Below are 20,523 nucleotides of genomic sequence, written 5' to 3'. Positions count from 1 at the left end.
GCGGTCTGCGCCTCATTTCACTTGCAGACGTCTTTCCGCCAGCGCTTCGAATGCCTTTTCTTCGGGCTGGTACATGCGCTGGAAACGCGCCGGCGGCAACACGAAGTTGCCGCGGCTGCCGAAACGCAGCAAATGACGAAACACACGGCTTTCGGCGAGCTGGTCGACCGGCACCGAGTAGGACAGTTCGCCAGGTTGGTAGCGCGCCCGCTCCATCGGCACGACGGCATCGCCATCGAGGCCGCGCACGCGAATACCCCAGGTGCCGCGCTCGACATCGGCGCCCGGTGGCAACGGCACCTCGATCAGTCCGTATCGCGGTGGCTGGCCGGCAGTGGCGCTGAGCCTGATCTCTTCGAGGTAGAGGTCGTTGGCACGGAGATCACCATCGCTCGCGGCCTCCGCTCTGAATTCAACCGCTGCACCCGCCGGTGAGTTGCCTGGCGGACGACGTTCGCCGGACTGGCCGGCAGCCGCTTCCGGCTTGGCCGCCGGAACCGCTACCAGGCGGAAGAGACGTCGTTCGACTTTCACCGGCAGCTTGCCCTTTTCCGGTTCGGCCGAGCGGTAACGGACGAAAGCCGTGAGATCCGCAGGCGCCGGGCTGACCAGGGTGATCGCCATCGGTATATCCTTGCCGGTCCAGCGCCAGGTCGGTGCGCCGAGCGGACCGCCTTGCCGCTGCCAGTTGCCCTTGAGTCCCAGCGCTCCGGTCTCGGGCAGCGTACTGCCGCCGAGGGCCTTGTTCCACCACGCCAGCGCCAGGGCACGGTCGAAGGTGGCGGCGCCTGGACCGAGCGTCGCCAGCCAGCGCGCCGCGTCGTCCCTGACCGCGCCCTTGCCTTCCATCGCCAGCAGCGCCTGGCCCAGCGCTTCTGGCTGGGCACGCAGGGCCTCGCGGGCGGCATCGATCGCCTGGGCCATTTCCGGCGCGAGGCCGATCTGTTGCTGGCGGGCCATCTGCCCGATCAACACCAGGCTCAGCGCGTCGGCGGCGGCGCTGGTGTTGCCCAGCCAGAGACTATCCCGCCCACCCGTGGCGAACTTGGCGGGGGGCAGCGCCTTGGCCTCCTGGAGCAGGCCTTCGAGCAGGGTGCGCACCGGTACCTCCATCTCGGCCATGAACCAGACCGCCAGCACGCGCAGCGGCAGTGGCTCCTTGGCGGAGTGCTTGCTGTAGGCTTCCAGGCTCTGCCGCCAATGGCTCGCCGGCAGCTTGAGACCGAGCGCGCGCGCGGCGTGCCAATCGGCGTAGTAGGCGTAGGCGGTAAGCCAGGCGCTGTCGGTGGTCCCCGGTCCCCACCAGCCGAAGGTCGCTTCCGGTCCGGCCATCTGGACCAGGCGCAGGCGCTGGGTGGCGATCGCCTGCGAGATTTCGCGCAGGCGCGGCGCATCGGCGGGCAGACCGCGATAGGCGAAGCTCAGCGGCAGCAGGCGACTGGCCGTCTGTTCCACGCAGCCCCACGGAAATTCGAGGAGGTCGTCGGCGATACGGGCAAACTGACCGGCACTGCCCTGTGCCAGGCTGACCCGGAGGTCGCGCGCATCGCTCGGCAGGGTGAGGCGCGTTTCGGCGTCACGCAGTTCGAGCGACTGGCTGCGCTCCGAAAGCCAGCCCGCCGGCAGCACGCCGATTGCCTGGCGCAGGCTGTCGATTTCCTTGCCGCCCAGGGCCAGGCTGATCGCCACGTCACCCGCAACGGGCTTGTCGATCGGCAGCGGGATGTTGTTCGCTCCCGGGCGCAGCGTCAACTCGCGACGTACGGCCAGGCCACCGCCATTGGCACTGAGTTGCACCTTGGCCTCGGCGCCGGTCTGGTTGAAGGCGACGAGGGTGGCGGCCGGCCGGTCGCCGACGCGGAAGCTCGCCGGACCGGTCCACTTGGCGTAGAAATCCTTGTGCGATTCGACGTGCCGCGTCTGTTGGCCGACCACGCCGGCCGCGGTAATCGCGCGCGCGGTGATGCGCCAGCGGGTCAATGCGTCGGGCATGCGGAAGCTGACGCTGACCTTGCCGTTCTCGCCGGTCATCAGGCTGGGCCACCAGCCGGCGGTATCGGTATCGTCGCGTCGCGGGCGCTCGAGCACCTTGACGCCGCGTTCCGACGGCGAGCGACGGACCGGTGCGCCGCTCTTGGCCGGCAGGCGGGCCAGGTCGTAACCGATGAACGACAGGCTGACGGTCGTACGTACGTTGTTGCGGCGCGGGTGATAGAAGAAGTTGCCGATGCTGGGCGCGATTTCGGGTTGCAGCACGTAGATCATTTCATCGACGACGCCGAGGTTGACCAGCGCCGGTGTCGGCCGCCCGCCAGTCCGGGTTTCCAGTTCGAGAGTGACCGTTTCTCCCGGCGCGTAGCGTTCGCGCGGCGTGCGGATGGCGATATCGACAACCGGCACGGCCACGCGCAGGCCTTTGTTCTGGAAAACGTAGTCGCCATTGGCGAGGTACAGGACGGAAAAGGTGACATTGGGACCGTATTCTTCCTTGACCGGGATGTCCGCGCGCCACTGTGCCGGCGCCACCTGGCTGACGTTCAGCCAGCCGGCCTTGCCACTGAGCAGCGCGTGCGCCTCGACCTGGTCGCGCTCGAGCGTCAGCAAGGCATCCCCGACCGCTTGTGGGAAGGTAATCAACGCGTGCGCGGTTTCACCGGCCTGGTACTGTTCCTTGTCGAAGACGATCTCGACACTCCCCGGGATCGCTTTCATGCCATCGCCGGACACCCAGTGGCTGGTCGCCGCCAGCAGATTGCCTCTGGCGTCGCGCAGACTGACGGTATAGGAACCGGGATCGGGGAAAGCGAGGCTTATGCTGTCGCCACCAGCAGGCGTGTTCTCGCCGGCGGCGGGCGTGCTTTTGCCTTCGGTCAGCGACCCTTCGCGTCGCTGCCGGTCCTCGAGGCGGAGAATCTCCCAGCGCGCCGGGCGGCTGGCCGGGCTGGCGTTGCCCTGTGGCAGGTAACGGAAGTCGACGTTTTCGCCGGGACGCGAGAAATAGGCCGGGGCGGCCAGTTGCCAGAGCGTGGCGCCGCGTTCGACGAGGATTTCCTTGGTCACCCGCACGCGGTAGGCGGCGCCATCCTGGGCCAGCAGACTCAGGATGTAGCGAGCCGGATCATCGGCCGGCGGCAGGCTGAATGCCGCCACGCCATCGCTACCGGTTTTCAGTTCGTCGGCCTTGATGGCGACCGGGAACTGACCACCATAACGCAATTCGCCTTCGACCATGGTCAGCGGCTGCGCCCGTGCCGTCAGTCGCACCAGCGCGCCGACCACCGGCTTGCCGTCGGGATAGCTGAGACGAATGCGCCCGGTCACGGCTTCCCTGGTCTTGAACTCGCTCTTGTCGGCAACCACATCGATCTCGAAGTGCGGCTTGACGTAGTCGGCAACTCGAAAAGCCGCGCCGTAGCTGTCTTCGCCCCTGGCAAAGACGAGTTCCCAGCCGCCGGCCTGGGCGGCCGCGGGCAACTGGAACTCCGTTTCACCGCCCTTGGCCGAGTCGTAGCGCAGCTTGCGCGTGAGGACTTCGGTCCCCGCCGGATCGACGACGGTGACGGAGATGTCGCTCGAAGCGACCGGCTCCGAACGACGGGCACTGCGAAACTCACGGCCCAGGAACTTGACCTGCACGAGGTCGCCAGGACGATATAGCGGGCGATCGGTGACGGCGTAGATCTTGGCGTTGTAGATTTCGCTGTCGTGGTAGAAGTTCTCCGAGATGAAGACGCCACCGGCGGGGTCCTGGCCGTAGACGTAACTGGTCTCGGGACTGGCGGCGGCCAGGCGCGCAACACCGTCGGCAGCAGTCCTGCCGCTCTTCAGGACGCCGACGCCGTCGCTCCAGACAATGTCGGCGTCGGCGACGGGAACACCATCCTTGCGCCGAGCGGTCCACACCAGCATCTCGGTGGCAGCATTCTTGGTCACCGCCACGCTGTCGGAGACAAAGACCAGCGTTACTGCCCGATGCTTGCCGACCGACGCTTCGACCAGGTAGAGGCCGGGTACGCGCCGGCCGAGGGGAACGCGGACGTTGCCTTCGTTGTTGGGCAGGAATTCGCTGCTGCTGCCGGCGAGTTTGACGTCGGCTGGCGGCACGATCGGCTTGGCGCGGTGCACCGGGTAACGGAAGCGGTCGCTCAGCGTCAGGCCGGGCAATGGGGCATAGGCTGGCGGATGGCGCAGGCGCGTCGGCGTCAGCATCGCGTTCGGCGTCTTCAGTTCCGGAGCGGCGGCAGTGGTCGCCCGCCGGGCCGCTGGCGAGAACAGGCGCTTCCATGCGAAGCGGGTGTTGGCCCAGATCTTGTCCCAGGAGAGTTGCAGCATATTGGCCATGCCCTCGGGCTGGGGCCTGGCCGGCACCTTGACACGATGCAGGTTGCTCTGGGCGCGCAGGAAGGCGATCGGCTCGGGGACCCGGTAGATGGCGATATCTACCCCTCCGTACTCCTCCAGTTCCGACGAATCGCGCTGGATCTCGAGGCGCACCGAGGCTTGTTCGTCGGAACCGTAACTGCTCTCGGCGAGCAGAAAGAACTCCTCGCCGCTCAGCGGGCGATAGTTCGAGTGGGCAGCCGCCATCTCGCCGGCCGTTCCGGCTCCGGCAAGACCGAGCAGCGCCAGGATCAGCGCGACAAGAAAGCCAGTCGATAAAAGCCGGCGAAATTGGGATTGTCGTCGCGTGGTCGCCACCTGGTGTCCTTCCATTGCAGCAGTTGCGCCGGCGTGACCGCACGCAGGCCATTGTCTTCGATCTCTTCGGGGGATTGCCGACGTTTGCCGGCGCTTTGCCGGCTGCCAGCGGCAACGGGCTGACCGGTGTGATAAGCGATCCAGCCGGCCATCCAGATCATCAGATGTTGATCGTCGCCCTGATCAAAAAACAGCAGGTCCCCGGCCCTGGCCATGGCGCTTTCTCGGCCAAGCCAGCGGCTGTTCTTCTGGACCAGCGTCAGCGCGGTGACGAAAGCCTGCTGGTCGCCATCCAGCGTCGTCCAGCCGTTGAGCAGCGACGCCTGTTCAGGGCGCAGTTCGATTTCCGGCGGCAGACGTCCTGTGAAGCCGTTGACCCGACGCCAGCGCGGATCGTGCGGACGCAGGGCTTCGGCCACCGCAAAACGCGCAAGACCGGCGCAGTCACGGTGAAACCAGCGTGGCGATGGACCGCGACGAATCTGGTCGGCGACGATGAGCGACATCCAGACCCGGAACCGGTCGGTTTGTGGGCCATCGAGCATGCTGGGCAGCAGCGCCGTCGGGGACCCGTTGTTGAGCGCCGCCGCGGGTCCTCCGGCGATGCCCAGGGTCAGGCTTCCTAGGGCGCCAAGGAACCGCCGGCGTCCGATCACCGTGGACTCTCCTGCAACGGCCGGATATCCAGAGCGACGAAACCATCCGCGCCGACCGCGCCAGGGATGGCGACGACCGCCGGTTGCTCCCTTGCCCAGGCTTCGAGACGTGGCCAGAGGCGATTGCGCGCCACGTCCCTGAAGAACGACTCCTCATCTGCGGGCAGGACCTCCTGGACTTCGGAGCGTATCAGCCGTGCCAGCAACGGCGGATCGAGAACCAGCCAGCCAGGGCCGCGCAGGCCAGCCTCGTCACCCAGCGCCGCTGCCCGCCGGGCAGCGACGGCTAGCGCCGCGTCGACCTGGCGACGGTCGGGAGAAAAGAGAATCAGCCCCGCGTGCTGGGCCAGCGCCGGCTCGAAGGCACGCGCGCCGCCGTCTGGCGGGCGAATGCCGTGGCGCGACGCCACGGTGGCGACATGCATCTGACCCTCGCCGTCGTTGCCCGCGGCTGGGGCGGCGCTGGCGGACCAGGATTTTTCGGCCAGTTGGGCCAGCAACTGGCCGGCATCGGGCGGCATCGCCCCCGTCGCACGTGCGATGAACAGCGGCGCCGCGAGGCGGGAACTGGCATACCAGCAGACGGCAGCAATCGGGTCCAGCGCGGCCAGAGTCGGCGATATCGCCGGGTTGCTGCCGAGCAGCGTTGCCAGCGGCGCCGCCGCAGCCTGCCAGTCGACCGGCAGTGCGGTACAGAAAGCGGCTCCGAGGGGTACTGCACGCCAGATCTCAGCCATGTCATGGGTGACTGGAGGCTTCGTTGGCTGCAGACGGAGGCGGGCCTGCCACCTTCCGCCCTCGTGGTCGAAGCGCAAGCCGGCGAGAGTCGGCAGGAAGTGTTCGTAACCCATGGTCAGGGCCCGCTGACCGACGACGAAAGAGTGCTGTGCGGTCGTCGACGCAGGCAGCTTCGCTTGCCAGGGCTGGCTACCGTGCAGCAGGTCGCCGAGAACCACTTCAGCGTCGGCGGTCAGTTTGCCCTCGATATCGAGCGCCAGCGCGGGGTCTGAAAGAAAGACCCAGTTGTCGCCTCGACCGGCAAAAGCCAGCGTGCGACCACCACCGTAGTCAAGCGTATACAACGTGACCTCGTCTCCGCCCACGGAGAACTTGCCGGCCTGCTTCAACTGCCGATCGTCCAGCGCGATCCGCGCCAGTGCTTCGGTCAACCTGGCCAGCACGCCACGTTCGAGCCTGACGACGACGTGCTCCGGGCGGCCCTTGCCCGAGCGCCAGAACCCGATCTCCGCTGGCCCGGCCAGCAGCGTCGACAGAAACCGATCTTCGATGCCCAACTTGTGCTCGTAGGCCAGGCGACGCAGGCTACCCTCGATTGAAAGCCGCGCCTCGTCCTCTTCGTAATGAAAGACCAGTTGCTCATCCACCAGACCAGCGAGCAGTGGCGCCGCTGCGATGTCTTTCGGTAATGCACTCAGATTGCGTGTGACGAGCAGCATTTCGGGTTGCCGCAGGTCGACCTGCAGGCGCGACACCCCTTTGTAATGCGGCGCCCTGTGCCAGTACCGATAAGCCCCGAAAACCAGGAGGGAGGCGAGCAGGCCGAGGAGCAGGTAAAACCCGGTACGGCGCTGGCGCAGCGCGATGGGAAGCGACAGCTTCAGCATCTGCCGCCACCAGCACGGCACGCCATACCCGCTGGCCTGCGCCAGGTCCGGCGAACCGGTCGCCAAACACGCCAGTGTGGCGTCCGATCTCGCAAACGGTCCTGCGGTGGTGGCGAAAAAACGCTGCTCATGTCGAGTCCTCTCGCATTGTTGGCAGACTGCTGGGCGCGCCGCCCGCACGCCTTCGCTGTCAGCAGCAGTCCCGAAGGTCCAAACTTCCGGCCGGCAAACCCTTGCCCGCATTGTATGCCGATCAGGTTGCAAATGGGGTGCCGCGCCCTACTCCTCGGCAAGGCCGAATTCCCCGGATGACAGCTTCCCCGCACAGGCCAGACCAATTTGTCCTGGACAGAAATAGTGAAATTGATTACAATTGGGCTACAATAGATCGTCTACGGTGCATTACGCCAGATTGACCAGGACACCATGATTACCCGCCCAGAGATGAGCATCAGTACTGTCGAGCGCGACACGGGTCTAGGCAAGGATACCTTGCGTGTCTGGGAGCGTCGCTACGGCTTCCCGCAGCCTGCTCGGGATCACAATGGCGAACGCGTTTATCCAGCCGAGCAAGTGGAACGACTGCGATTGATCAAGCGTTTGATCGACCAGGGCCACCGTCCCGGCAAGCTGTTTGCCGCCAGCGAGACAGAGCTTGCCGCGCTGTGCAGTCCGTGCGTGGCGATCAAGGAGTGCGACCCTGAGCCCGCGGAAAAGCTTGTTCGGCAAACGATGCGGCTGGTGAAAGCTCATGATGTGCCGGCGCTTCGGCAGGCGCTCAGTCAGGCGATGATGCGCATGGGATTGCAAAGCTTCGTCATCGATGTCGTTGTACCGCTCAATCAGGCGGTGGGGGAAGCCTGGATGAATGGCGAGTTTGCGGTCTTCGAGGAGCACCTTTATACCGAGCAGATGAAGTCCCTGTTGCGCCAGGCCATTGGCAGCCTGCCTCCGGGTGGCGGCCAGCCGCGTATCCTGCTCACCACCGTTCCCGAGGAACAACATGTTCTCGGCCTGCTGATGGCCGAGGTGCTGCTGGTCCTCGACGGCGCGACCTGTATTTCACTCGGTACGCAAACCCCCCTGTTCGACATTCAAATGGCGGCGCTGGCGCACAGGGCAGACATCGTTGCCGTGTCTTTTTCAGGAGCCTTCCCCCTCCGGCAGGTCTTGCCACTGCTCAGTCAACTGCGACAACTGTTACCCGCGCCTGTCGAACTCTGGGTCGGTGGTGCGGGCGCCCAACGCGCAGCCGCGCCCTGCGGCATCTCGATGTTGGCAAGCCTGCAGGCGGCAGTCGACGCTCTCGCCGCGTGGCGAAAAAACAGGCGCGGTTGCGACTAGGATTCTCTTCTCACGGCTTTCTGGCGCGCGTGATTTCGCGCTTGCCCAGCGGCCCGGGCAAGCTTTCCAGCAAGAAGCCGCTGGCCTTGAGATTTCGTTTGACTTCGCCCTTGGCACAGTAGGTCACCAGTACAGCGCCGGGGCGCATGCACCGATACAGTTTGTCGAAAATGATTCGGGTCCATAGTTCCGGCTGGACCGGTGGCGAGAAAGCGTCGAAGTACACCAGATCGTACGGATCAACCGGCTCGAAATCCTCGATCCTGGTCTGCAGCTTGAGAAGGGAGAAGTTCTCCCCGAGATGACCCCAGATCCCCCAGGAACACTGATGCATCGCCGCGAAGATCTCCTGGGCTGCGGGACTCGCCAGGCAACTCGCGTAGTTCAACTGCGAAGCGAGTTCCACCGTGACCGGAAACGCCTCAATGGCGACGTATTCCACTGCCGAACTCCCCTGATCGCAGCGCTCCCAGGTCAACAGCGCGTTGAGGCCGGTACCGAAGCCGACTTCCAGAATACGCAGGCGGCCACCGACATTGACGGCCATCTCGTCGTAACCACAGCCAAGGAAAATATGCTGTGACTCGCGTAGCGCGCCATGGCTTGAATGGTAGTGCTCGTTGCACGCGGGGAGATACAGGGAATGCGAACCGTCGCCGGTCGCCACCAGTCGTCGGTCGAAAAAGTCGGAGTTGGTCATCGCGCCGCAGGCAAGAATCTTCGCCGCAGGTAGCGGGGGATGAGCGGGGAAGTGCGAGTGCGCCACATCATGCGTCCACGCAATTGAGGATGCTACCAAGGCAAAAGCCCTCGCCGGGATAATCCGGGGAGGGCTTTTGTGATGGGGGAGCCTGGCGGTGACCTACTTTCACACATGAAGTATGCACTATCATCGGCGTACCTTCGTTTCACGGTCCTGTTCGGGATGGGAAGGGGTGGGTCCAAAGGGCTATGGCCGCCAAGCGTAACGGATATGCACGCCGGGTGAGCGGGGTGCGCAAAAGGGAAGAAGGGGTTGTGATGCATAGGAGTTGCTGCTCAAGGTTATAGGATCAAGCCTCACGGGCAATTAGTACTGGTTAGCTTAACGCATTGCTGCGCTTCCACACCCAGCCTATCAACGTGGTGGTCTACCACGACCCTTCAGGGGGATCAAGTCCCCAGGGAAATCTCATCTTAAGGCGAGTTTCACGCTTAGATGCTTTCAGCGTTTATCTCTTCCGAACTTAGCTACCCGGCAATACGACTGGCGTCATAACCGGTACACCAGAGGTTCGTCCACTCCGGTCCTCTCGTACTAGGAGCAGCCCCCTTCAAATTTCCAGCGCCCACGGCAGATAGGGACCAAACTGTCTCACGACGTTTTAAACCCAGCTCACGTACCACTTTAAATGGCGAACAGCCATACCCTTGGGACCGACTACAGCCCCAGGATGTGATGAGCCGACATCGAGGTGCCAAACACCGCCGTCGATATGAACTCTTGGGCGGTATTAGCCTGTTATCCCCAGAGTACCTTTTATCCGTTGAGCGATGGCCCTTCCATACAGAACCACCGGATCACTATGACCTACTTTCGTACCTGCTCGACGTGTGGGTCTCGCAGTCAAGCACGCTTTTGCCATTGCACTATTAGCACGATGTCCGACCGTACCTAGCGTACCTTCGTACTCCTCCGTTACACTTTAGGAGGAGACCGCCCCAGTCAAACTGCCTACCATGCACGGTCCCAGACCCGGATTCACGGGCCGTGGTTAGAACCTCAAACAAACCAGGGTGGTATTTCAAGGTTGGCTCCACCAGAACTAGCGTCCCGGCTTCACTGCCTCCCACCTATCCTACACAAGTCGGTTCAAAGTCCAATGCAAAGCTACAGTAAAGGTTCATGGGGTCTTTCCGTCTAACCGCGGGGAGATTGCATCTTCACAACCATTTCAACTTCGCTGAGTCTCAGGAGGAGACAGTGTGGCCATCGTTACGCCATTCGTGCAGGTCGGAACTTACCCGACAAGGAATTTCGCTACCTTAGGACCGTTATAGTTACGGCCGCCGTTTACCGGGGCTTCGATCAAGAGCTTGCACCCCATCACTTAACCTTCCGGCACCGGGCAGGCGTCACACCCTATACGTCCACTTTCGTGTTTGCAGAGTGCTGTGTTTTTATTAAACAGTCGCAGCCACCATTTCACTGCAACCCTTTCAGCCTTCACCCGCGAGGGGCTACAACCTATCAGGGCGCACCTTTTCCCGAAGTTACGGTGCAAATTTGCCGAGTTCCTTCTCCTGAGTTCTCTCAAGCGCCTTAGAATTTTCATCCTGCCCACCTGTGTCGGTTTGCGGTACGGTCTCCTGGTAACTGAAGCTTAGAGGCTTTTCTTGGAAGCATGGTATCAATCACTTCGCGGTACAAGACCACTCGTTATCACGCCTCAGCATTAACCCCCCGGATTTGCCTAAGAGGTCTGCCTACACGCTTGAACCGGGACGTCCAACACCCGGCTGACCTAACCTTCTCCGTCCCCCCATCGCATTACCAAGAGGTACAGGAATATTGACCTGTTTCCCATCGACTACGCTTTTCAGCCTCGCCTTAGGGGCCGACTCACCCTGCGCCGATGAACGTTGCGCAGGAAACCTTGGGCTTTCGGCGAGGGAGCTTTTCACTCCCTTTATCGCTACTCATGTCAGCATTCGCACTTCTGATACCTCCAGCATCCTTCTCAAGACACCTTCATCGGCTTACAGAACGCTCTCCTACCATATCCTTGCGGATATCCGCGATTTCGGTGCATAGTTTGAGCCCCGTTACATCTTCCGCGCAGGACGACTCGACCAGTGAGCTATTACGCTTTCTTTAAAGGATGGCTGCTTCTAAGCCAACCTCCTGGCTGTCTAAGCCTTCCCACCTCGTTTCCCACTTAACTATGTCTTCGGGACCTTAATCGGCGGTCTGGGTTGTTTCCCTCTTGACACCGGACGTTAGCACCCGATGTCTGTCTCCCAAGCTCGCACTCAACGGTATTCTGAGTTTGCAATGGTTTGGTAAGTCGCGATGACCCCCTAGCCATAACAGTGCTTTACCCCCGTCGGTGATACTTGAGGCACTACCTAAATAGTTTTCGGAGAGAACCAGCTATTTCCAAGTTTGTTTAGCCTTTCACCCCTATCCACAGCTCATCCCCTAATTTTTCAACATTAGTGGGTTCGGACCTCCAGTGCGTGTTACCGCACCTTCATCCTGGCCATGGATAGATCACTTGGTTTCGGGTCTACGTCCAGCAACTAGGCGCCCTTATCAGACTCGGTTTCCCTACGCCTCCCCTATTCGGTTAAGCTCGCTACTGAACGTAAGTCGCTGACCCATTATACAAAAGGTACGCAGTCACCCCACGAAGGGGCTCCCACTGTTTGTATGCATGCGGTTTCAGGATCTATTTCACTCCCCTCCCGGGGTTCTTTTCGCCTTTCCCTCACGGTACTGGTTCACTATCGGTCGATTACGAGTATTTAGCCTTGGAGGATGGGCCCCCCATATTCAGACAGGATTTCTCGTGCCCCGCCCTACTTGTCGCAAGCTTGGTACCACGATCGGGTTTTCGCGTACGGGGCTGTCACCCACTACGGCGCCACTTTCCAGAGACTTCCGCTAACGCAATCGCTATCACTTGCAGGCTGTTCCCATTTCGCTCGCCACTACTTTGGGAATCTCGGTTGATTTCTTTTCCTCCGGCTACTTAGATGTTTCAGTTCGCCGGGTTCGCTTCCTCACGCCTATGTATTCAGCGTGGGATACTCCTTGCGGAGTGGGTTTCCCCATTCGGATATCTCTGGATCAAAGCTTCATTGCCAGCTCCCCAGAGCTTTTCGCAGGCTTGTACGTCCTTCTTCGCCTGTAATCGCCAAGGCATCCACCACATGCACTTATTCGCTTGATCCTATAACCTTGAGCTCTCTTGCGAGACCTCCAGCTACAGGCAACTCATTTGTGCTCCCCCTTGCGGGGGTTCGATGCAATCACAACCGTATTGCCAATCCCCAGTCTTCCGGGCAATCAGCAATACAACCTTCTTCCATTTTGTTAAAGAGCACAGGCCCCGTAAGGGGTCAGGCCTGCAGGGTACGGACCCTGCAGGCCTGACATCTCACGCGCGGCGGTAAGTTTGGTGGAGGATGACGGGATCGAACCGACGACCCCCTGCTTGCAAAGCAGGTGCTCTCCCAGCTGAGCTAATCCCCCGCTAGTCAGCCACGTGTTTCGACTTCGCTTACAGCAGCCTCCGTCGATACGCTGGTGGGTCTGGTTGGAATCGAACCAACGACCCTCGCCTTATCAAGACGATGCTCTAACCGACTGAGCTACAGACCCTCCGCATGTGCAGCCTGTGACAACCGATAGGTTGTGGGTTCTCGATCCAGTTTTTCTCTAGAAAGGAGGTGATCCAGCCGCAGGTTCCCCTACGGCTACCTTGTTACGACTTCACCCCAGTCACGAACCCTGCCGTGGTAATCGCCCTCCTTGCGGTTAGGCTAACTACTTCTGGCAGAACCCGCTCCCATGGTGTGACGGGCGGTGTGTACAAGACCCGGGAACGTATTCACCGCGACATGCTGATCCGCGATTACTAGCGATTCCGACTTCACGCAGTCGAGTTGCAGACTGCGATCCGGACTACGATCGGCTTTCTGAGATTGGCTCCCCCTCGCGGGTTGGCAACCCTCTGAACCGACCATTGTATGACGTGTGAAGCCCTACCCATAAGGGCCATGAGGACTTGACGTCATCCCCACCTTCCTCCGGTTTGTCACCGGCAGTCTCATTAAAGTGCCCAACTGAATGATGGCAATTAATGACAAGGGTTGCGCTCGTTGCGGGACTTAACCCAACATCTCACGACACGAGCTGACGACAGCCATGCAGCACCTGTGTTCAGGTTCTCTTGCGAGCACTCCCAGATCTCTCCAGGATTCCTGACATGTCAAGGGTAGGTAAGGTTTTTCGCGTTGCATCGAATTAATCCACATCATCCACCGCTTGTGCGGGTCCCCGTCAATTCCTTTGAGTTTTAGCCTTGCGGCCGTACTCCCCAGGCGGTCAACTTCACGCGTTAGCTACGGCACTAAAAGGTTTAACCCTCCCAACACCTAGTTGACATCGTTTAGGGCGTGGACTACCAGGGTATCTAATCCTGTTTGCTCCCCACGCTTTCGTGCATGAGCGTCAGTATTGGCCCAGGGGGCTGCCTTCGCCATCGGTGTTCCTCCACATCTCTACGCATTTCACTGCTACACGTGGAATTCCACCCCCCTCTGCCAAACTCCAGCTTGGCAGTCTCAAATGCAGTTCCCAGGTTGAGCCCGGGGATTTCACATCTGACTTACCAAACCGCCTGCGCACGCTTTACGCCCAGTAATTCCGATTAACGCTCGCACCCTACGTATTACCGCGGCTGCTGGCACGTAGTTAGCCGGTGCTTCTTATTCCGGTACCGTCATCCACACAGGGTATTGACCCATGCGATTTCTTCCCGGCCGAAAGAGCTTTACAACCCGAAGGCCTTCTTCACTCACGCGGCATGGCTGGATCAGGCTTGCGCCCATTGTCCAAAATTCCCCACTGCTGCCTCCCGTAGGAGTCTGGGCCGTGTCTCAGTCCCAGTGTGGCGGATCATCCTCTCAGACCCGCTACGGATCGTCGCCTTGGTAGGCCTTTACCCCACCAACTAGCTAATCCGACATCGGCCGCTCCCAGAGCGCAAGGTCTTGCGATCCCCTGCTTTCCTGCTCACAGAATATGCGGTATTAGCGTAACTTTCGCTACGTTATCCCCCACTCCAGGGCACGTTCCGATGCTTTACTCACCCGTTCGCCACTCGCCACCAGGTTGCCCCGTGCTGCCGTTCGACTTGCATGTGTAAGGCATGCCGCCAGCGTTTAATCTGAGCCAGGATCAAACTCTTCAGTTCAAATCCTAAAACTCTCGCTCGACGTCCCATCAGACCAGATCCCTCCAGCCCAACAGGTCTTACTTCTTCATCTGTGCGAGTCCTACTCTATCCTTCAGCAATCCACTCTCGTAAATCGCCCCGAATCAAGAACCCACACCTATCGGTTGTCTGGTTTTTAAAGAGCTGGCAGAAAGGCCTGTTGGCCAGACTGCCGGGCTGCCTGAGCAGCGAGAGGGCGCATTATACAGTCGTTTGCGGCGGCGTCAATACTTCTTTTCAACGACATGCCGACTACTTCTGCTGCTTACGACGCCGCCCTGAAGACTTTGCCGACTCCCGCCATATGCAAATAAATGTCTGATTTTAATCAGGTTTTATTGTTTGCTCGGCAACGAAGGTGCGAATTATACAGGGCCGGCGACGGACGTCAACCCTCTTGTCGCACTATTTCACGCCCACGGTGCTGCGCCATGGGAAAACGCGCGGCACCGACTCAGACAATGCTCACGCGCGCATACTTGCGCTTGCCAACCTGCAGGACGAAGCAGCCCTTCACTGCCAGCACGAGGTGTTTGTCGTCGATCCGGGAGCCATCGATCCGGACACCACCCTGGTCAATCATGCGCAAGGCCTCGGACGTGCTGGCGGTCAAGCCGGACAGCTTGAGCACCTGCGCGATGGTCATGGGTGGATTCTCGGCCGGCAGACTGACCTCTGGAATGTCGTCCGGGATGGCCCCCTGTCGAAAGCGCGCGTCGAAGTCGGCCAGCGCCCGGGTAGCAGCAATGGCGCCGTGAAAACGCTCGACGATTTCCTGCGCCAGCAACACCTTGATGTCGCGTGGATTGCGTCCGCTGGCGCACTGTTGCCGCAAACCTTCGATGTCCCGAGTACTGCGGAACGAAAGCAATTCGAAGTAGCGCCACATCAGTTCGTCGGAAACCGACATCAGCTTGCCGAACATGTCGCCTGGCGGCTCGCTGATCCCTACGTAATTGCCAAGCGATTTCGACATCTTGTGCACACCGTCAAGACCTTCGAGCAGCGGCATCGTGAGTATGCATTGGGGTGCCTGCCCGAAATGCTTTTGCAACTCACGTCCAACCAGGAGGTTGAACTTCTGATCGGTGCCGCCGAGTTCGACATCCGCCTTCATCGCCACGGAGTCGTAGCCTTGGCAAAGCGGATACAGTAGTTCGTGAACGGCGATCGGTTGCCCACTTCGATAACGCTTGGCGAAGTCGTCACGCTCGAGCATCCGCGCCACCGTATGCAGGGCAGCAAGACGAATCATTCCCGAAGCTCCAAACGGCTCGAACCAGACCGAGTTGAAGCAGATCTCGGTTTTCTCCGGATCGAGAATCCTGAACACCTGCTCCTGGTAAGTCCTGGCGTTGTCGACGATCTGCTCGCGCGACAGCGGTGGTCGCGTCACATTCTTTCCGGTCGGATCACCGATCATGCCGGTGAAATCACCGATCAGGAACATCACATGATGGCCGAGATCCTGGAAATGCCTGAGCTTGTTGATCAGGACAGTGTGTCCAAGATGCAGATCCGGTGCGGTCGGATCAAAGCCCGCCTTGATTCGCAGCGGCCGACCCGCCTTGAGTTTTTCCAGCAGTTCGGTTTCAATCAGGAGTTCTTCCGACCCGCGCTTGATCAGCTTGAGTTCTTCTTCCACGGCGCGCATCCAACCTCTTCTGTCCGGGGTGCTTCTGGTAAGGGAATATTCTTGCAGGACTGCAGGGTTTTGCTGACGACAGACACCCTGCATAACGGGAAACGGCGGATTCTACCGCAATCCCTTTCAGTGATCGACCGCCTTCCACGCCATCGCTGGTCTTCGTTGGCGGCGTGTTGCTGCTGACTGGCTACGACAAGTCGATCATGTACTCCGGCACCCAGGCAGCGATATTCGGCCACCTGCGGTCACCTGAATGGCCTACGGCAGGGTTCCGACAAGGCACAGGGCCGGTCAGGGCCACGACTAGCCGGCAGATCCGCTATCTAGCGCACAGCCCACCGCGCTTTCCAAGTTCGAGGCCCCGCAGCATACCCGCTACCTGGGCTTCCATGGCTTGGAGTCCACGCTCACCACGATCGAATCACCGCCAGAACCAAGCAGGACCAGCATTGGGGCGAGCGGGCCCTGCCAAAAGCAGCAGTTGCCCTTCGTCGCTCAGGCGCCACCCTTGTTACCGGTCAGTTGCTCGTACTTGACCCACAACTGATCCTCGCTTTCCTGGTGCGCAGGATCTTTCGGGATGCAATCGACCGGACACACCTCGACACACTGCGGCGTATCGTAGTGCCCAACGCATTCGGTGCACTTATTCGGGTCAATCTCGTAGATCTCCGCGCCCTGAAAAATTGCTTCGTTCGGGCACTCCGGCTCGCACACGTCGCAGTTGATACATTCGTCGGTAATAATCAAAGCCATTGTTGGATTTCCTTCAGATCGTTGAAATTTCTCTTACTCTTTTGGCCAGTCGGCCGCAGATTGCCGGCTGCACGAACTTGCTGACATCGCCGCCGAGAACGGCGATTTCACGCACCATCGTCGCCGAGATGAACAGGTACTGCTCACCCGGGGTCAGGAATACCGTTTCGACCTCGGGGTAGAGGTTCCTGTTCATCCCCGCCATCTGGAACTCATAGTCAAAATCGGAAACCGCACGCAAGCCCCGGATAATCACCTTGGCCTCCTTGGCGTGCAGAAAATCCATCAGCAGACCGTCGAAACCGCAGACTTCGGCATTCGGGTAGGGCGCCAGGACCTCCTGCGCCATCTCGACCCGCTCGGCGAGCGAGAAAAATGGCCTTTTCGGCTGGTTCTGAGCAATGGCCACGATCACCCGGTCGAAAAGACAGGCCGCGCGCCGCACGAGATCCTCGTGGCCACGGGTCATCGGGTCAAAGGTTCCTGCATAGATTGCCACTCGCCTATTCAGTGCCATCAGTTTCGCCTCGCCGCATCAAGTGATAAAACACCTGTCCGGCTCGACCGTGGCGCACCGTGCGCCAACTACCGCAGCCTTCCAGAAAATCTTCTGCCTCGGCGTAGATCACGCCGTCTGCAGCCAGAACCCCGTGCACGATCGGTGCCAGACGCTCGATCCAGCCCTGGCGGAACGGCGGATCAAGGAACAGGACGTCAAAGCGTGACCCCTCATAACCCACAAATCTTACTGCATCCGAACGCACCATCCGCAGACGCGGGTCTCCTCCGAGGTTTCTCGCGTTGGCTTCGAGCGCCGCCAGCACCTGCGGCGATTGGTCTACCATGACCACCTTGGCCGCACCACGCGACGCCGCCTCGAAGCCGAGAGCACCACTGCCGGCAAACAGATCCAGGCAGGCCAGGCCCGACAGATCCTGCCCAAGCCAGTTGAACAGCGTCTCGCGGACACGGTCCGGAGTCGGCCGCAAATCTGGCACATCGGGAAAACGCAGGACACGCCGACGCCATGCCCCACCGATGATGCGCACCGTGTTCAGGATGTTATTCCCCGGCCACCACCACGGTCACCAGATGCTCTGGTCGCACATGCCGGGAGTACGCTGCCTTGATATCGGCCACAGTCACCTTTTCGATGTTTTCCGGGTAGCGATCGAGATAGTCGAGTGGCAAATCATAGAACCCGATCAGAGCGACATTCTCCAGAATCTTGCGGTTGCTGTCGAGGCGTAACGGAAAGCTGCCGATCAGGTTCTGCTTGGCCGCCTGCAATTCCGTTTCACTCGGTCCTTCGGCCAGGAAGGTGGCCAGCACTTCGCGGGTAACCTTCAACGCGTCGTTGGCCTGCGCCTTCTTGGTCTGCAGGCCGATCTGGAAGGGGCCCAACTGCTGCAACGGCAGAAAATAGCTATGTACGCTATAAGCCAGGCCACGCTTGTCGCGGACCTCCTTCATCAGGCGCGAAACAAATCCACCGCCGCCGAGAGAATAGTTCCCGACAAGCAAGGGAAAGAAATCCGGATCGCCGCGCCGGAGTGCCGGCATCCCGAGAAGGAGATGCGCCTGCACCGCCGGATGCGCAATCCGCTGTTCGCCGCCGGATGGCAATTTCGGCAGCACGACCCCGGCCATGGCAGGGCCCGACGGGAGCCCGACGGTGAGTTGCTCGGCGACCGACTCCGCCTGGGCACGCGACAGATCTCCGACGATGGCCACCGTCGCGCGTTGGGCCGTGTAATGGGCGGCGTGAAAAGCGACGACATCGGCGCGTGCGAGGGAACTCACCGATTCCGGCGTCGCATACCGTCCATAGGGATGCGCGACGTACATTGCCGCCCAGAAGGCTTTGCTGGCAATGGCGTCCGGACGCGTCAAGGCCTCTTTCAGAGCAGAGATGGAACGTGCTTGTTCGCGGTCGAAGACCGCTGCGGGAAACTGCGGCTGACTCAGGATGGCACGCAGCATCTCCAGCGCCGGGCCGCGCTTGTCAGCCATCGACAGCGTTCGCAGCGTGACCGAGGCCCGATCCATATCCACGCCGCCCGACAACAACGCCCCGATGTCGGCCATTCTGCTGGCGATCTGCGTCTCGTCCATGCCGGGAACACCCAGATCGAGGATACCGCGGGTCAGGGAAGCCACGCCAGCCTTTCCCTCGCCATCGTGTGCCGTACCCGCCGCGAAATCGACCTGGACATCCACAATCGGAAGACTATGGTTCTCGACGAAAAGGACACGCGCGCCCGAAGTCGTCTGCCAGCGCTCGATCTTCGGGCCGGCGTGACTCAATTGCGCGACAAGCGCCAGACACAGGCCGATCAACAGCATGCACGGATTCATGAAGACCCTCTCAGTGACGGGGAGCGAATGGCGAACGCGCGCGCGGCGTTGTCGGCAAGGGCTGCGGATCGAGTTCGGCCACGGTCAACTGCTCGTCGCGAAAATACTTCCTGGCCACCGCCTGGATCTGCTCGGCGGTGACCGCCTGCAACTTTTCGATCATGCGCCGGTTCTGGGCATTGGGAATGCCCACCGATTCCAGTTGCCCGATTTCCATCGCCTGTGCAAATATCGAATCCAGTTTGTAGATCTGCCCCGCAATCAACTGTGCCTTGGCCCGCGCCAGTTCGTCGGGGGTCACCCCCTGCGCTTGCACCAAGGCGATTTCGGCACGCAGACCGGACTCCAGGTCGGCACGGGTCTTCCCTTCGCTGGGCGATCCGTACAGATGGAAGACGCCTGGACCACGCCGGGTGGAATCGTAACTGGCCGTCGCATCCACCGCCAGGCGTTGCTGACGAATCAGGTGATTGGTAAAGCGCGCCGCTTCGTGGCCGGCGAGAACCGCCGAGAGCATTTCGAGAGCATAAGGCTCGACGTCGTGATCGACGTCACGGAGCACCGGCACCTTGTAAGCCATCATCACCACCGGCAACTCGGCCGGTGCCTTCACCGTCAGGCGGCGTATGCCGGTCTGCACGGGCTCGTCCTGAGGTTTCCTGCCCGGCAGCGGACGTGCCGGCAAAGGTCCGTAGTACTGCTCGGCCGCCGCGAAGACGGTCTGGTGGTCGACGTCACCGACCACCACCACGTAGGCGTTGTTTGGCGCATACCAGTGCTCGTACCAGGCGCGCGCGTCATTCACGGTCATGTTCTCCAGATCGTTCATCCAGCCGATGACCGGCACACGATACGGATGCGCCTGAAAAGCCACTGCCGACAATTGCTCGAAGAGCAGCGCCTGCGGCTGATCCTCGGTGCGCAACCGCCGCTCTTCCATGACCACCCGTATCTCCTGCGCGAACTCCTGCGCATCAAGTGTCAGATGGCGCATGCGATCGGCCTCAAGCTGCATCATCTCGGACAGCTTCTGCTTTGGAACCTGCTGAAAGTAGGCGGTGTAATCATGGCCGGTGAAGGCATTGTCCCGCCCGCCGGCGGCGGCCACGCGGCGGTTGAACTCGCCGGGGCCCGCGCTCGGCGTCCCCTTGAACATCATGTGTTCGAGCACATGCGCGACACCCGTGGTGCCGTTGGTCTCGTCCATGCTGCCAGCCCGATACCAGACCATGTGCGCTGCGGTGGGTGCGCGCCGATCTTCCTTGACGATGATCCGCAAGCCGTTTGCCAGTTGGTGTTCATAGGTTTCCGCAAGCACCGGCGCTGGAGCAGCCAGCGCCAGCAACAAGGGAATCAATCGCGCGTGACGCATGGGCATGAGTCGCTTCTGATAGAATTTCAGGTTGTCGGGTAATTGCGCCGGCATCTTACCACTGCCGACGTAACCGAGCGCC

Annotated in this window: 11 protein-coding genes, 2 tRNA genes and 3 rRNA genes; 1 reads left to right on the top strand and 15 read right to left on the bottom strand. The window is 61.0% G+C overall.

Annotation, left to right across the window (positions count from 1 at the left end; genetic code table 11):
• Nucleotides 1-12 precede the first annotated feature (12 nt).
• From AC15MQ_RS09690 to AC15MQ_RS09680, 3 genes are read right to left on the bottom strand one after another with little or no spacing between them, the layout of a single operon-like run.
• A complete protein-coding gene (locus AC15MQ_RS09690; protein ID WP_483079979.1) occupies nucleotides 13-4,698 on the bottom strand; it encodes an alpha-2-macroglobulin family protein in 4,686 nt (1,561 codons plus the stop codon).
• Complete coding sequence (locus tag AC15MQ_RS09685; RefSeq protein WP_483080634.1) at nucleotides 4,632-5,351, bottom strand: DUF1175 family protein; 720 nt, start codon at nucleotides 5,349-5,351, stop codon at nucleotides 4,632-4,634. The genes AC15MQ_RS09690 and AC15MQ_RS09685 overlap by 67 nt, the downstream gene beginning before the upstream one ends.
• Nucleotides 5,351-6,979 carry a DUF2138 family protein gene (locus tag AC15MQ_RS09680; protein ID WP_483079978.1) on the bottom strand — a complete coding sequence of 543 codons (1,629 nt, stop codon included), beginning with the start codon at nucleotides 6,977-6,979 and terminating at the stop codon, nucleotides 5,351-5,353. Before AC15MQ_RS09680 ends, AC15MQ_RS09685 begins: the two co-directional genes overlap by 1 nt.
• A gap of 426 nt (nucleotides 6,980-7,405) precedes the next feature.
• Between AC15MQ_RS09680 and AC15MQ_RS09675 the strand changes: the two genes are divergently transcribed.
• On the top strand, nucleotides 7,406-8,323 hold the full coding sequence (locus AC15MQ_RS09675; RefSeq protein ID WP_332335240.1) for a MerR family transcriptional regulator: 918 nt from the start codon (nucleotides 7,406-7,408) through the stop codon (nucleotides 8,321-8,323).
• A gap of 10 nt (nucleotides 8,324-8,333) precedes the next feature.
• Here the strand turns inward: AC15MQ_RS09675 and mnmC2 are convergent, their stop codons facing one another.
• From mnmC2 to AC15MQ_RS09615, 12 genes are all read right to left on the bottom strand, one after another.
• Entirely contained in the window at nucleotides 8,334-9,023 is a 690-nt protein-coding gene (gene mnmC2, locus AC15MQ_RS09670; protein WP_483079977.1) for a tRNA (5-methylaminomethyl-2-thiouridine)(34)-methyltransferase MnmC2, read from the bottom strand.
• A 149-nt stretch (nucleotides 9,024-9,172) separates the two neighbouring features.
• Nucleotides 9,173-9,286: ribosomal RNA gene (gene rrf, locus AC15MQ_RS09665) — 5S ribosomal RNA — on the bottom strand.
• 85 nt (nucleotides 9,287-9,371) lie between these two features.
• Nucleotides 9,372-12,258 (bottom strand): 23S ribosomal RNA (locus AC15MQ_RS09660).
• A 226-nt stretch (nucleotides 12,259-12,484) separates the two neighbouring features.
• Nucleotides 12,485-12,560: transfer RNA gene (locus AC15MQ_RS09655), tRNA-Ala, on the bottom strand.
• 52 nt (nucleotides 12,561-12,612) lie between these two features.
• Nucleotides 12,613-12,689 (bottom strand) — tRNA-Ile (locus tag AC15MQ_RS09650).
• 61 nt (nucleotides 12,690-12,750) lie between these two features.
• A 16S ribosomal RNA gene (locus tag AC15MQ_RS09645) occupies nucleotides 12,751-14,286 on the bottom strand.
• Together the 16S, 23S and 5S rRNA genes with 2 tRNA genes alongside form the textbook arrangement of a ribosomal RNA operon.
• 475 nt (nucleotides 14,287-14,761) lie before the next feature.
• Entirely contained in the window at nucleotides 14,762-15,961 is a 1,200-nt protein-coding gene (gene tyrS / locus AC15MQ_RS09640) for a tyrosine--tRNA ligase (protein WP_287666736.1), read from the bottom strand.
• Nucleotides 15,962-16,450: 489 nt separating this feature from the next.
• Nucleotides 16,451-16,711, bottom strand: coding sequence for a YfhL family 4Fe-4S dicluster ferredoxin (locus tag AC15MQ_RS09635; protein ID WP_287666738.1), 261 nt, complete (start codon nucleotides 16,709-16,711; stop codon nucleotides 16,451-16,453).
• A gap of 13 nt (nucleotides 16,712-16,724) precedes the next feature.
• Nucleotides 16,725-17,222: a pantetheine-phosphate adenylyltransferase gene (coaD, locus tag AC15MQ_RS09630; RefSeq protein WP_332337358.1), complete on the bottom strand. Its 498-nt coding sequence runs from the start codon at nucleotides 17,220-17,222 to the stop codon at nucleotides 16,725-16,727.
• Nucleotides 17,215-17,769, bottom strand: a complete 555-nt coding sequence (gene rsmD / locus AC15MQ_RS09625) for a 16S rRNA (guanine(966)-N(2))-methyltransferase RsmD (protein WP_287667511.1) — start codon at nucleotides 17,767-17,769, stop codon at nucleotides 17,215-17,217. Before rsmD ends, coaD begins: the two co-directional genes overlap by 8 nt.
• Nucleotides 17,770-17,773: 4 nt before the next feature.
• On the bottom strand, nucleotides 17,774-19,069 hold the full coding sequence (locus AC15MQ_RS09620) for a M16 family metallopeptidase (protein ID WP_483079976.1): 1,296 nt from the start codon (nucleotides 19,067-19,069) through the stop codon (nucleotides 17,774-17,776).
• 10 nt (nucleotides 19,070-19,079) lie between these two features.
• A complete protein-coding gene (locus AC15MQ_RS09615) occupies nucleotides 19,080-20,447 on the bottom strand; it encodes a M16 family metallopeptidase (protein WP_350497610.1) in 1,368 nt (455 codons plus the stop codon).
• Nucleotides 20,448-20,523 lie beyond the last annotated feature (76 nt).

Source organism: Candidatus Accumulibacter propinquus, from assembly GCF_056856495.1.
Note: the sequence above shows the minus strand (reverse complement) of the source record. Positions and strands in the feature narration are given on the sequence as shown.